The sequence below is a fragment of the Holtiella tumoricola genome (assembly GCF_027857615.1).
In the GTDB taxonomy this organism is placed as follows: domain Bacteria; phylum Bacillota; class Clostridia; order Lachnospirales; family Cellulosilyticaceae; genus Holtiella; species Holtiella tumoricola.
The window spans coordinates 19,616-32,860 of record NZ_JAQIFT010000068.1 but is presented as its reverse complement, the minus strand read 5'-3'; the positions used below and the strand labels follow the sequence as shown (position 1 = coordinate 32,860).

Below are 13,245 nucleotides of genomic sequence, written 5' to 3'. Positions count from 1 at the left end.
CATTACAAGTAAACAACGTGCTTATTTAAAGTCTTTAGCACAAACAATTGATCCTATTTTCCAAATAGGTAAAAATGGATTAACACCTGAAGTAACAGAAGCAATTCTACTTGCACTTGATGCAAGAGAGATTGTTAAAATTAGTGTACTCAATAACTGTTTAGAAGACCCAAAAGAAATGTGTCAAGTTTTAAGTGAACGTACACATTCTATTCCAGTTCAAGTTATTGGTAAAAAAATTATACTTTATAAACCAGCTAAGAAAAATTCAAAAATTACATTACCATCTTAATGCATGCGCTACTTCGGTAGCGCTTCATTACAAATTGGACAATTTTTAAAGGAGATGTACACATGAAGATTGCTATTATGGGTGGAACTTTTGATCCTATACATATGGGACATTTAGTAACAGCAGAAGCTGTAAGACATGAATTTGATATTGATGAAGTACTTTTTGTACCCACAGGTAACCCACCTCATAAAGCGAGCATGGGAATTACATCAGCAGAGCATCGTTATTTGATGACGGTGTTAGCGACAGCAGCAAATGCTCACTTTAACGTTTCTAGAATAGAAATAGACAGAGAAGGTACTACTTATACTGTAGATACAATTAAAGAGCTTAGTAGGATGTATGGACCTGATACACAACTATACTTTATTACAGGTGCTGATGCTGTACATGAAATTTTGAATTGGAAAAACTCAGAAGAACTTTTACAACTTTGTACTTTTGTAGCAGTAACAAGACCTGGATATCAAAAGCAACAGCTCTTAAATCATATTGAAAATTTACGTGCACAGTTTCATTCAAGTATTAAATTTCTTGAAGTGCCAGCTCTTGCCATATCCTCATCAGATATTAGAAAACGTGTAAAGGAAGATTCACCTATTAAATATTTAGTGACAAGTGCTGTAGAAAATTATATTTCTAAGCATAACCTTTATAGACATCCAGTTTCTTTTAATCAGGAACTTGTGAGCAAAATGAGTCATTATGTAAAAGAACGTTTATCTCAGGGACGTTATGAACATACAAAAGGTGTAGTAGAAATGGCTATAGAACTTGCAAACTGCTATAATGTAGATACGGATAAAGTTTTTATTGCAGCACTTTTTCATGATTTAGCCAAAGAGATTCCTGTAGAGGAAAGCCTAAAATTATGTAAGGAATACGGTGTAGAAATCGATCAATTTGAAAGGGAACATCCTCATTTAATACATGGTAAGTTAGGCGCTTGCTTGTTAGAAAGGGATTGGGGTGTAACGGATTCTACTATTCTTAATAGTGTACGTTATCATACAGTAGGACGTACACATATGACAGATATTGAGAAGATTATCTATTTAGCTGATATGGTTGAAAGAGGAAGAAAGCCATATCCAGCATTAGAACAAATTAGACGCTTAGCCAAACATGACCTTAATAAGGCTATGTATACTGCATTAAGTAAATCGAAAGAATATGTTAAGTCGAGAGGACAGGAAATGCATCCAATTACAGATGTATTGTTAGAAGAATATAAGACTTACGATATATAGATGAAATTTTCGGATATTTTAGACAGGGATAATCACTAGGTAAGTATGCATACTATAATAGTATAAGGAAGCTTATTTTAGAGATAGAGAAAAGGCATAGACGAAAGGGGTTTTTTTATATTGAATAATGAATCCATTTTACTAGCACAAAAGGTAGCTAGCATTTTGAAAAAGAAGAAGTTTGAGAGTCTACAGGTGTTAGATGTGCATAATATTACATCACTAGCAGATATTTTTGTTATTGTGGTAGGGAATAATACAAAGCAGACGAAGGCTTTAGCCGATGATATTGAAGATGCTTTAAGTGAAGAAGATATTAAAGTTATACAAAAAGAAGGCTACCAAACTGCGAATTGGATTTTAATGGACTATGGACGTGTGATTATTCATGTACTCTATAAAGAAGATGCTGAGTTTTATGGATTAGATCGTCTTTGGCAAGATGGAACAACATTATTATTTTAAAAAAATAGAGGCATATAGCAAACTATAGGTTTGCTATATGCCTATTTTATGGTTTTAGAAAATTTAAGTTTCTTATGTTTAAATTTACGTTTGCGCTTACGTTTGATAAAGAGAGTTAATAAGATTAAAATAACGAGTAGGAGAATGAGCAAAATAAGGAAAGATGAAATAGGAAAAGTTAATGTAGGTTTTTCGGGTTGATTAGCCGTATAAGGAGAAGAAATATAATTGATGTTAGAGATTTTTAAATCACTTTTAGCTAATACCTTGTTATTGTGTAAATATTCAATTGAACCTACTATAGCATCTGAAGCGATGCCCATTTCTAAATACTCAGGAACATTTATATTTGTAACAATATCACGTGTCTTAATATTTTTACTTACAAGTACAGATTCATTACTAGAAGCTACAATATCACAAGTTGCAAATTCAATAAGTTTACCACTTTTAACAGAGTAAATAGGAAGCTTAGTAATGACTTCATTTTCTTTGAGAAGATCAAAAGTTTGATAAGCATTAAATCCATAATCGAGCAACTTCGTTGTATCTGTATACATACCAGATTTTGTATCACTTTTCATAATAACAGCAATCAGTTCAATATCTCCTTGTTTTGCCATTGTAACAAGGGTATGGCGTGCAATATCTGTATAACCTGTTTTACCCCCAATAACATCTGAGCGATAAAGCTTGCTGTCACTAAACTGATTCATTAATTTATGTTGTTGTGAAAGATAACGTATTTCATTTACCTTATTTGTAGGAGGTATCTGATAGGTTACATCTTTCATGATTTCTAAAAAGTACTCATTATGAAAGAGTTCTTTAGCAATAAGAGCCATATCATAAGCAGTTGTATAATGTTGCTCATCATCTAAACCATGAGGATTTTTGAAGCTTGTACCTTTTGCACCTAATGCTTCAGCTTTTTTTGTCATTGCAACAGCAAAGTTATCCATAGAACCACTCACTTTTTCAGCAAGGCCATTGGCAACCTCATTTGCGGACATAAGGAGCAAACAACGTAAAGCTTGGTCTACAGAAATTTGTTCACCTACACGCATTCCCATATGACTACTGCCACGTTCTATACCATAGATGGCATCTTCGGAAAAAGTAATCATATCTGTTGGTTTTAAATTTTCAATGACGAGTAAAGCTGTCATGAGTTTTGTAATACTTGCAGGAAAGTGACGATCTTGACTATTTTTTTCAAATAGGATTTCTCCCGTTTTTGCATCTATTAAAATAGCGGCTTCAGCACCAATGGTAGGTACAGATGTGCCAGGATCCCCTTCAGTTGCGTACAGTGGTAAACAACTGAACAATAATGATAAAATTAAAATTATATGAACTGATTGTTTCAATATACGTTTTTTCATAAGTAAAAAAATTCTCCTTTCAACAGTACTAGTATATTAAAAATAAAGCTTTTAGTAAAGGCAAACCTGTCTAAGATGTGCAAAATTTGTTAAAACTTTGTACTAGAGGTGATTATGTGATAAAATTATTAAGTAAGTATAAAATTATATTTGTGCTTATATTACTAAGTGTAACAGGTTTGCTTCTTATGAATCAACAAAGTAATCAAGAAACCATTCAGATTATAGATCAAGTAGATTCTGCTAGTGTTGTAAGTCAAGAAGAGTCTATAAAGGACGGAACACAGCTTGTGGATGAAGAAGTCAGTGTCCCTATTTATTTGTGTGGTGCTGTCATAAATCCTGGTGTCTATTATATAGAAAAAACTGCTATTTTAAAGGATGTTTTAGAAATAGCAGGAGGATTAATAGATGAAGCAGATTTAAATCAACTGAATTTAGCAGAACCCATTTATGCTCATCAAAAAATATATATACCTAAAATTGGAGAAGAAATTGACAAAATGCTAAGTTCATATGAAAATGAAGAAAGGACTCAAAAATCTTCTCTTATAAATATTAATAGAGCGAATGAGAGTGAACTTATAACGTTGCCTGGAATTGGAGAGGTAAAGGCTCAGCAAATTATTTTATATAGGGAGCAAAGTGGATTTTTTACATCGAAAGAATCGATAAAGAATGTACCTGGAATAGGCGATAAAGTTTATGAGGGGTTACAAGAATTAATTACAATAGAGTAGGAGGAAATAGGATGAATAGTAGAGTGTTAGTTGTCGATGATGAAAAACTTATCGTTAAAGGAATAAAGTTTAGCCTAGAGCAAGAAGGATGGGAAGTAGATGTGGCCTATGATGGTGAGGAAGCACTGAATTTAGTCAAAAATGGTCATTATGATGTGATGATTTTAGACGTTATGCTTCCTAAGTATGATGGTTTACAAGTATGTCAAATTGTACGTGAATTTTCTAATATTCCTATTGTGATGCTTACTGCTAAAGGTGAGGATATGGATAAGATTATGGGCCTTGAATATGGGGCAGATGACTATGTAACAAAACCATTTAATATCCTTGAGTTAAAAGCACGTATTAAAGCTATTTTGAGACGTGCTGTACAAGGTGAAAAAGAGCAAAATAAAAAGCTTTTAGAAGTAGGAAGCTTAAGACTAGAATTAAGTAGTAAGCGTGTTTTCTTAAATAATCATGAAATTAATTTAACTGCAAAAGAATTTGATATGCTTGAACTGTTTGCAACACATCCAGGTAAAGTATATAGTAGGGATCAACTGCTTGATACCATTTGGGGAAGAGATTATCCAGGTGATGTACGTACGGTAGATGTTCATGTAAGACGTTTACGTGAGAAGATTGAGCCAAATCCAGGACAACCTGAATATATTCATACTAAATGGGGGGTAGGTTATTATTTTAAAGATTAAGATGAAGTGGTTTCACAGCTTGAGATGGCGATTATTTGTCTTATTCTTCTTAGTTAGCTTTATACCATTTATGCTCTTTGCGCCTATTGTAATGGATCGTATTGAGACTTCATATATCGAACAAAGCAAAGCAGAATGGCTAAGACAGGCAAATCGTATTTCAACACAAATATCTGAGGGAAACTACTTAAAGGATTATACAAGTTATACCTATTTTGAGTCCTATATTAGAGGGCTTGGAAAAGAAAAAGGATTTAATGGCAATGGACGTATTGTTGTTGTAGATAAATTAGGCTATATTATTGCAGATTCTGCAGCAGCCGATAAAGGACATACCATTATGAGTAAGCAAGTCTTTGATGCCTTACGTAAAATAGATAGTGCAGAGCCTTATAGTCGTGAAGATCAAAAGGTTATGAGTGCAGCTGTTCCTATTACAGATAAGGATAATAAAGATGAAGTTTTAGGGGCAGTTATTGTAACAGCTAAAATAGATGATATTTATCGTTCACTGGATGAAATGCAAAATCAAGTGTACTTATTGTCGTTATTTACCAGTTTATTAATAGGTCTATTAAGCTTCTTTACATCTTCGTTTATATCAAGACCTTTGAAGGTTCTTATGAAATTTGTTCAAAAAATTACTAATGGGCAGCTTGATCAAAAGGTAGATGTGAAAGGAAAAGATGAGATTGCAGAACTAGGAAACGCCTTTAACCACATGGCAGAGCAACTTCAACGTGTGGAACATTCTAGACAAGAATTTGTATCGAATGTGTCCCATGAACTGAAAACACCACTGTCATCTATTAAGGTGCTTACAGAATCACTACTTTTTCAGGAGAATGTTCCTGTTGAAATGTATAAAGAGTTCTTTATGGATATCAACTCAGAAGTAGATCGCCTTAATAATATCATTAGTGATTTATTGACACTTGTAAGATTAGATCAAACAGAAGTACCTATGAATATTCAAACAACTAATTTGAATGATATGACACAGGCTATTTTAAAACGTTTGATTCCACTTGCTAAGAAAAAAGATATTAAGCTTATTTATCAAAGTCACAAAGAAATTTTTGTAGATATTGATGAAGTAAAATTAACACTGGCTATTTCTAATTTAATAGAGAATGCTATTAAATATACACCAGAGGGTGGAGAAGTACGTGTTGTTTTACAAAGTGACCTTCAAGATGCTCAGATTTCTGTAGAAGACACAGGGATTGGTATTGCAAAAGATGAACAGTCTAAAATATTTGAACGCTTTTATCGTACTGATAAGACTAGAAATCGTGAGACTGGTGGTACAGGATTAGGATTATCTATTACTTATCGTACTGTGATTATGCATAATGGTTCTATTCAGGTAGAAAGTGAAGAAGGTAAAGGTTCTATCTTCACCGTTCAAATTCCAATTAGGCATTTATAGGATGGAGGTAGACAAATGAAACAAACTATACGGTTATTAGGAATTAGTCTCTTAGCGTTATGCATGCTTGTTTTGACAGGATGTGAATTAAATATAAAGCAATCATCATCTTCTCAAAAAATAAAATTATACTTTTATGATGAGCATCAAAGTACGCTTATTATGGAAGAACGCGCTATTGACTTACCAAAAGATGCTTCTAAAGAAAAGACGATGCTTGCGGTATTAGATGCATTGGCTAAAGGACCACAGGTAAACAATCAAGGGACAAGACCTATTTTATTTAATATTGACCAAGCTATTTTAAAAGAACGCACCGCTTATATTAATTTTAGCACTGCCTATAATACTTTAGATGTGCCTACTCAAATTACACATCGTGCAATGCTTGTCTATACTTTAACAGAATTAGATTTTATTGATAAAGTGGAGTTTCAAGCCAATGATATACCACTTGTAAATAGTAATGGAGATAAGATGGATGCAGTGGAGCGTAAAGATATTTTAATTAATGTATTAAATCCTACACCACCAACAAGCAGCCAAATTGTAACACTTTATTTCCCAAGTAATACGGATGGGTTATTGCACAAAGAACAAAGAGAAATTAGAGTGAATAACAATACACCTCTTGAAGAGTATGTGATTGCAGAATTGATAAAAGGACCAATGACAGAAGGTTTGTCAAGTATATTACCAGCTGATACAAAGGTTAATGATATTAAAACACAAGATGGTGTATGCCAAATCGATTTATCTTATGATTTACAAATACCGCAGGTGGGGAATACAGTAAGAGAAGAGCTTATCATTTATTCGATGGTTGACTCTTTAACAGAAATTTCAAAAATACAAAAAGTAAATTTCTTAAAAGATGGAAAAAAACAAACAGAATTTAATATTCCTAATCAATCAGGTGGTGTATTTGAGAGAAATGAAGAACTTATTTTACAAACTCCATAGGCCTTTGGTTTGGGCTATTGGAGCATATTGTATAGGAGTAATAGGGGGAACGATGTGGACTAGAGGTTCATATCGTTCCTTTTTTGTTGTTATCTTGCTAGTAGTACTTGGGCTAGGCATTTTATACACATTCACAAAGACTGACAAGATGGGTATATTAGTGGGGCTGGTACTTATAGGACTTATTAGAGTCTTAAGCCATCCTGTATTAGTTGAAGAAGAAAAATTACAAGGTGTTCTTACTTTACAAGGTACAATTGAAAGTTTAGATGAGGGGCGTTTTAATTCTAGAATGGTAATAAAAGATGTCAGTTACGAACAAGAAGGAAAACAGATAGGACTAAAAAGTAAAGTGCAAGTCCTCTATGATCAAGTCTACCCCATAGTTTGTGGCAATCAAGTAGAGCTTATAGGTAAAGTAAAGCCATCTACAAAGCCTTATAATCCTTCAGATATGGATTATGGGATGTATTTAAAAGGACAAGGGATTGTCGCTCAAATCGAACTTATCCAATTAAAAGAAGTGATACCAAGGACAACGATCATTCATCAAGTACGTACGAGTTTAAAAGCACAAATAGAGGAGATTTTTAATCATAAGGACAAGGGATTAGTAGAAGCACTTCTATTAGGTAATCAGAAAAATATCGAAGAAGACGTTAAAACCCTTTATCAAACATTAGGTATTGCACATGTCTTAGCTTTATCTGGCCTTCATTTAACAGTTATTAGCATGGTCATATGGAAGCTATTAGGGCGGTTAGGGCTAGAATATAGTAAACGTAATCAATTCTCGGTGATAGGAATATGGTTGTATTGCATTATAACAGGAATGGGACTAAGCACTGTACGTGCTTCTATTATGCTTACAGCAATGCTCTTGGTACGCAGTATATGGGAAGAAGATGATTTATTAAGTAGTTTAGCACTGGCAGCCTTTATTATTTTAGGAATGAATCCTTTTGCATTATTTCAAATAGGTTTTCAACTTTCCTTTGGTGCGATAGTCGGTGTGGCCTACCAAGAGGTCATTTATAGCTATATAAAACATGTGCTGAAGTGGTCTAAGAAGCGATTACGAGCCTGCAGAGTGGTTTTGCCCTCTATTGTGCTAACCCTTATACTAAGCCCTATTTTAGCGTATCATTTTTACGAAGTTCCTGTATTAGGTGTCTTTCTTAATATTTTAGTTATTCCGCTATTTTCTTTAATGATCCCCATTTTATTTTTAATTATAGGAATAAGTTTTATAGTACCAGCTATTAGTCAGATAATGGGGATGGGAATAGTTGCTCTATTAGGATGTATAGAGTGCATGGGCAGTTATCTTACTCAGTTACCTTATGCAACCTATATAAGTGGACAACCTACACCGTGGTGTTTAGTTTTATATTATAGTAGCTTAGGCTTTTTGTGGATAGGAGTATACTTAGGCAAACAATTAGTAATTAAAAAGAGACAACTTGGAAACTATAAACCAGAAAAGTACTTTGTTATAGCAAGCGTATTCAGCTTAGTATTAATATGGGGAATTGCACAAATCCCTAGTCAACTTGAGCTGATGCATTTATATGTAGGCCAAGGTGATTGCTGTGTGATTACAACGCCCAAAGGTCAGACTATTTTAATAGATGCTGGAACAGAAAAAAGTGCGACAACACTCCAGCGTTATTTAAAGTATAAAGGAGCAAAAAGGATAGATTTAGCCATACTCTCACATCCTCATGAAGATCATATAGGGGGACTATTAGAATTAATAAAAGAAGGAGTATCTATTGGGCAAGTGGCATGGGCAGATACAAAGGCGGAAGACGAATATAGAACGAAGCTCATCAATCTTTGTGAGAAAAATGCTATTCCGCTTATTAACCTTTATAAAGGGGGAAAAATTCAAGTAGAAGGATTACAATTTGATATCTTATGGCCTGATCAAGGAAGATTAACTTCTGATCCGAACGAAAACTCTTTAGTCTGCCTGTTGACGTATAACAACGTAACAGAACTCTTTACAGGTGATATTGGTATACAAACAGAAATGCAGCTATTAAAAGAGCTTCCGGATGTGGATTTACTAAAAGTTGCCCATCATGGTTCAAAAAATAGTACTTCTTTAAAATTTATAGAGAAACTTAATCCAGAGTATGGTATGATAAGTTCTGGTATTAAGAACAGGTACGGGCATCCTCATATATTTACACTAGAACGATTAGAGGAGCAGGAGATTAAAATATGTACCACAAGTGATCAAGGTGCCATAAAAGTCGTAACAGATGGCTTAACGTATACAGTAGAAAACAATTTGCAGGAGGATAAATGACGTGGAGAAACAGGGGATTACGCTTATTTATGGAGAAGATGAATGGGTAAAAAACGAAGCCTTAAAAGCCATAAAAGCTAAGACAGTAGATGAGAGTGATTTAATGAATTATAGCTACTTTGAAGGCAAAGATATAGAAGTTGCAAATATTATTGATATTGGTGAAACTATGCCATTCTTTGCAGAGCAAAAATTAATTGTTGTTAAAAATAGTGGTTATTTTAAAGTAGGAAAAAAGGATGATACACAAAAATTACTGGATTGGCTGAAGGTTAAACCTGAATATTCTCTTATTGTCTTTGTAGAGCAAGATGTAGATAAACGTAATAGCCTTTATAAATATATACAAAAGGATTTTACAGCAATAGAAGGGAATACACCTAATGATGAGGCACTAGTTAAAATTATAGGGAATGCATGTAAAGAGCGTGGGCTTAATATTGACAGTGGGCTTATTAAATATTTAGCTATGAATTTACCTAAGCAGGTTAGTCACATTTTAGTGGAATTAGATAAACTTGCAAGCTATGTAGGTGATGGAAAGGTTACGAGAGAAGCAATAGATAATGTATGTATTTTTTCTCTAGAACAAAGAGTATTTGAGCTTTTAAAAGCAGTAAGCCAAAATCAGACACAAATGGCACTGGGGATTTATAATAAGCTTATTGAAAGTAAAGAATCACCAATAGGTGTACTTGTTTTAATAGGAAGACAATATCGTCAGCTTTTACAGGTAAAGTATCTTCAAAGGAATAATGCCAATCCAAAAAGTATTGCACAAACATTAGGAATTCCTTATTATGTTGCACAGGATTTATGTATGCAGGCACAGCGCTTTACCTTTAAAAATCTTCAAGATATTTTAGAACTATGCCTTGAGAGTGATGAAGCTATTAAAACAGGGAAGATGGAACAAGTGAAGTGTGTAGAATTTTTAATTATTAAGTGTATCACTTTAAACCATCAATAAGAGAATAAATAAAAAAAACTACTAGCCGTAGGCTAGTAGTTTTTGCGTATCAAGAATTACGCCATTTTGTTAACTAAACGAGCTAAAGTTGATTTTTTACGACCAGCTGTTTTTGCATGGTATAAACCTTTTGCAGCAGCTTTGTCGATAGCTTTTACAGCTACTTTTAAGTTAGCTTCAGCTAAAGTTTTGTCGTTAGCGTTTACTGCAGCTACAACTTTTTTCATGTAAGTTTTAACTGCTGAATTAAGTGCACGATTACGTGCTGTTTTAGTTGCGATTACTTTGATACGTTTTTTTGCTGATTTAATGTTTGCCATGGTATGGCACCTCCATTCATATTCTATGGACACGGTTTGGGGAATTATGAACGGTTAATCATATTACATTATATAGTATGTCCAAGGACAAGTCAATGTATAGTCTTTAAATTTATGGTAAAAATAGTTTTCAGTAACTATGGAAGGATGATAGGTAATGATAAAAACAGAAACCACATGGACACCACGTACCGACTTAGCCTTGGAAATTGGGGCAACTTTGCAAGCACAGAGTCAAACTCAAACAATAGAAGGTATCGATATTCAAACAGAAAAAAACCAAGAATATCCAATTACAACAACCTCTATTGAAATCATAAATGAACAAGGTGTTAAAGCAATGGGAAAACCTATAGGACATTATATCACAATAGAATCCCCTATGATGAAAGAGAATGATCCAGATGCGCATCGTGAAATTATTAATGTAGTATCTACACAACTTCAAAAATTATTACCTAAAAAAGAAAAATTAAATGTGTTGGTTGTAGGGCTTGGGAACCGCTATGCGACTCCTGACAGATTAGGCCCAGATGTATCTGGTAAAGTACTTGTAACAAGACACTTAAAAGAGCATGCACCAGATGCAATAGATGAATCAATTAATGTAGTAAGTAGTTTAACACCAGGAGTTATGGGACTTACAGGCATTGAGACAAGCGAAATTATACAAGGTGTTGTAGAAAATACAAAGCCAGATTGTATTATTGCTATAGATGCGCTTGCAGCAAGAAGTCCAGAGCGTATTAATGCAACCATTCAAATGAGTGATACAGGCATTTCTCCAGGAGCAGGTATTGGTAATAGACGTAAACAACTTAATGAAGAAACAATGGGATGTCCTGTTATTGCCATTGGTGTACCAACAGTGATTGATACAGCAACACTTGTTAATGATACATTTGAACATCTTATTGAATCTATGCTTGAGAATGCACCCAATCATGCTTTTTATCAAATGTTACAACAAGTAAGTGAAGAAGAAAAATACGTTATGATTAAGGAGATTTTAGAACCAAAGCTGGGAAATCTTTTTGTTACAGCAAAAGATATCGATGAGATTATGGTTTATTTAAGTGAAATTATTTTTAATAGTATCAACATTGCGGTACATCCAGGTATTGGATTAGATGACATTAATAAATACTCAAATTAGTCATAAACAAGGGGGGTATTTAATACAATAGTGAGAGACAGGCTGTAAAGGGGGAGAAGCATGCAAAAGTTAAAACCCTTAACCAAGCAAATGAAAATTTATTTGGTATTAGTAGGGATAGGACTTGTTGTGAGTTATAATATTTATCAGCATTTTAATAAAATGCCTGGTCATCAAACACCCTTTTTGATTACGTGTTTAACGATGCCCTTTGCATATAGTACAACTGAGGGAAGTGAATGGTATGAAAAGCCGAGTTTTCAGTTTGACTGGGAACCTTTAAGGTTACTTACTCAAACACTTCCCTATAGTGAATTTATAGATCATTTTACGGAAGTATCAGAGCTTACTGGATATTTTAAAATACCAGAAGAAGAGGAAATGATATCTTTAGAAAAAGATAATGTTTATCAGCCAAATTTACCAACACCTGTTAAGGCTGAAATTGATTTAAACAAATTAAATGATCCAAACTACTTACTCAGTAAAATTTATACAGGAGATCATGATGAATTAACTATTGATGCCAACATGTTATCAGAATGGGATTTTGAAGCACTTGCTAAAAAGGAATTTAGATTAGATGAGTCTATAGAAGGGCCAAAGGTACTTATTTTCCATACCCATGCGAAAGAGCGTTTCGCAGATGAAGATAAGAGTGATCCTGGTATTTTAGCAGTAGGTAGTGAAATAGAAAATATTTTAGAAAATAAATATGGTATTGAAACACTTCATGTGACAGACCATTTTTATATCAATGATACAAGTGAGGACACAAATGGGTGTTATGAAAGAATGGAGACAGTTATACAAGGCATTTTAGATGAAAACCCATCTATACAGGTATGTATTGACTTGCATCGTGATGGTGTGGCAGGTACAGGCAAAGTTGTAGGAGATCTCAATGGTGAAGAGGCTTGTAAAATTATGTTTGTTAATGGGCTTACAATGCTCAAGAACCAAGACGGTGAAAATATTCCTATGAAAACCCTTACTAATCCTAATCTTGAAGATAACTTAGCATTCTCTTTACAAGCGCAGATTGAAGGGATGAAATACTATCCAGAACTTATGCGGAAAGTCTATTTAAAGGCTTATCGTTACAGCTTACATATGAAACCTATGTCACTTCTTGTTGAAATTGGTTCACAAAATGATACCAGTGAAGAAGCGGTAAGAACAGCAGAACCTATTGCAACCATATTAGCAAAGGTACTTGAAAAAGATTGATAGACCTAAATAGGGTATGCTATA

Annotated in this window: 13 protein-coding genes; 11 read left to right on the top strand and 2 right to left on the bottom strand. The window is 33.8% G+C overall.

The window, feature by feature from the left end; all coding sequences use genetic code 11:
- Position 1 precedes the first annotated feature (1 nt).
- From yhbY to rsfS, 3 genes are all read left to right on the top strand, one after another.
- Positions 2-292 carry a ribosome assembly RNA-binding protein YhbY gene (gene yhbY, locus PBV87_RS19405; RefSeq protein ID WP_082238931.1) on the top strand — a complete coding sequence of 97 codons (291 nt, stop codon included), beginning with the start codon at positions 2-4 and terminating at the stop codon, positions 290-292.
- Positions 293-354: 62 nt separating this feature from the next.
- Entirely contained in the window at positions 355-1,545 is a 1,191-nt protein-coding gene (gene nadD, locus PBV87_RS22960; RefSeq protein ID WP_330680481.1) for a nicotinate-nucleotide adenylyltransferase, read from the top strand.
- A gap of 120 nt (positions 1,546-1,665) precedes the next feature.
- Positions 1,666-2,010: a ribosome silencing factor gene (gene rsfS, locus PBV87_RS19390; RefSeq protein ID WP_271013430.1), complete on the top strand. Its 345-nt coding sequence runs from the start codon at positions 1,666-1,668 to the stop codon at positions 2,008-2,010.
- A 41-nt stretch (positions 2,011-2,051) separates the two neighbouring features.
- On the opposite strand, the gene PBV87_RS19385 is transcribed toward rsfS, so the two are convergent.
- Complete coding sequence (locus PBV87_RS19385) at positions 2,052-3,395, bottom strand: D-alanyl-D-alanine carboxypeptidase family protein (protein WP_271013429.1); 1,344 nt, start codon at positions 3,393-3,395, stop codon at positions 2,052-2,054.
- 116 nt (positions 3,396-3,511) lie between these two features.
- Here PBV87_RS19385 and PBV87_RS19380 point away from each other — a divergent pair, with 116 nt between their 5' ends.
- From PBV87_RS19380 to holA, 6 genes are read left to right on the top strand one after another with little or no spacing between them, the layout of a single operon-like run.
- Positions 3,512-4,135 (top strand): helix-hairpin-helix domain-containing protein, encoded by a 624-nt coding sequence (locus PBV87_RS19380; RefSeq protein ID WP_053985296.1) that lies wholly within the window; start codon positions 3,512-3,514, stop codon positions 4,133-4,135.
- An 11-nt stretch (positions 4,136-4,146) separates the two neighbouring features.
- On the top strand, positions 4,147-4,833 hold the full coding sequence (locus PBV87_RS19375; RefSeq protein WP_053985295.1) for a response regulator transcription factor: 687 nt from the start codon (positions 4,147-4,149) through the stop codon (positions 4,831-4,833).
- 19 nt (positions 4,834-4,852) lie between these two features.
- Positions 4,853-6,265 carry a sensor histidine kinase gene (locus tag PBV87_RS19370; protein ID WP_242847684.1) on the top strand — a complete coding sequence of 471 codons (1,413 nt, stop codon included), beginning with the start codon at positions 4,853-4,855 and terminating at the stop codon, positions 6,263-6,265.
- 15 nt (positions 6,266-6,280) lie between these two features.
- Positions 6,281-7,228 (top strand): GerMN domain-containing protein, encoded by a 948-nt coding sequence (locus tag PBV87_RS19365; RefSeq protein ID WP_053985293.1) that lies wholly within the window; start codon positions 6,281-6,283, stop codon positions 7,226-7,228.
- Between the two features lie 52 nt (positions 7,229-7,280).
- Complete coding sequence (locus PBV87_RS19360; protein WP_271013428.1) at positions 7,281-9,545, top strand: DNA internalization-related competence protein ComEC/Rec2; 2,265 nt, start codon at positions 7,281-7,283, stop codon at positions 9,543-9,545.
- 1 nt (position 9,546) lies between these two features.
- Positions 9,547-10,515: a DNA polymerase III subunit delta gene (gene holA, locus PBV87_RS19355; protein ID WP_271013427.1), complete on the top strand. Its 969-nt coding sequence runs from the start codon at positions 9,547-9,549 to the stop codon at positions 10,513-10,515.
- A gap of 56 nt (positions 10,516-10,571) precedes the next feature.
- On the opposite strand, the gene rpsT is transcribed toward holA, so the two are convergent.
- Positions 10,572-10,835 carry a 30S ribosomal protein S20 gene (gene rpsT, locus PBV87_RS19350; RefSeq protein ID WP_271013585.1) on the bottom strand — a complete coding sequence of 88 codons (264 nt, stop codon included), beginning with the start codon at positions 10,833-10,835 and terminating at the stop codon, positions 10,572-10,574.
- A 157-nt stretch (positions 10,836-10,992) separates the two neighbouring features.
- Here rpsT and gpr point away from each other — a divergent pair, with 157 nt between their 5' ends.
- Both gpr and PBV87_RS19340 read left to right on the top strand, forming a co-directional pair.
- On the top strand, positions 10,993-11,991 hold the full coding sequence (gene gpr, locus PBV87_RS19345) for a GPR endopeptidase (protein WP_053985289.1): 999 nt from the start codon (positions 10,993-10,995) through the stop codon (positions 11,989-11,991).
- Positions 11,992-12,051: 60 nt separating this feature from the next.
- Positions 12,052-13,221, top strand: coding sequence for a stage II sporulation protein P (locus PBV87_RS19340; protein WP_271013426.1), 1,170 nt, complete (start codon positions 12,052-12,054; stop codon positions 13,219-13,221).
- The last annotated feature ends 24 nt before the right edge of the window (positions 13,222-13,245 follow it).

Bases quoted from the DNA above. Each gene is read 5' to 3' on its own strand.
- nadD (WP_330680481.1), top strand. From the start codon at position 355: ATGAAGATTGCTATTATGGGTGGAACTTTTGATCCTATACATATGGGA.
- PBV87_RS19385 (WP_271013429.1), bottom strand. From the start codon at position 3,395: ATGAAAAAACGTATATTGAAACAATCAGTTCATATAATTTTAATTTTA.
- PBV87_RS19375 (WP_053985295.1), top strand. From the start codon at position 4,147: ATGAATAGTAGAGTGTTAGTTGTCGATGATGAAAAACTTATCGTTAAA.
- PBV87_RS19365 (WP_053985293.1), top strand. From the start codon at position 6,281: ATGAAACAAACTATACGGTTATTAGGAATTAGTCTCTTAGCGTTATGC.
- PBV87_RS19360 (WP_271013428.1), top strand. From the start codon at position 7,281: ATGTGGACTAGAGGTTCATATCGTTCCTTTTTTGTTGTTATCTTGCTA.
- rpsT (WP_271013585.1), bottom strand. From the start codon at position 10,835: ATGGCAAACATTAAATCAGCAAAAAAACGTATCAAAGTAATCGCAACT.
- gpr (WP_053985289.1), top strand. From the start codon at position 10,993: ATGATAAAAACAGAAACCACATGGACACCACGTACCGACTTAGCCTTG.
- PBV87_RS19340 (WP_271013426.1), top strand. From the start codon at position 12,052: ATGCAAAAGTTAAAACCCTTAACCAAGCAAATGAAAATTTATTTGGTA.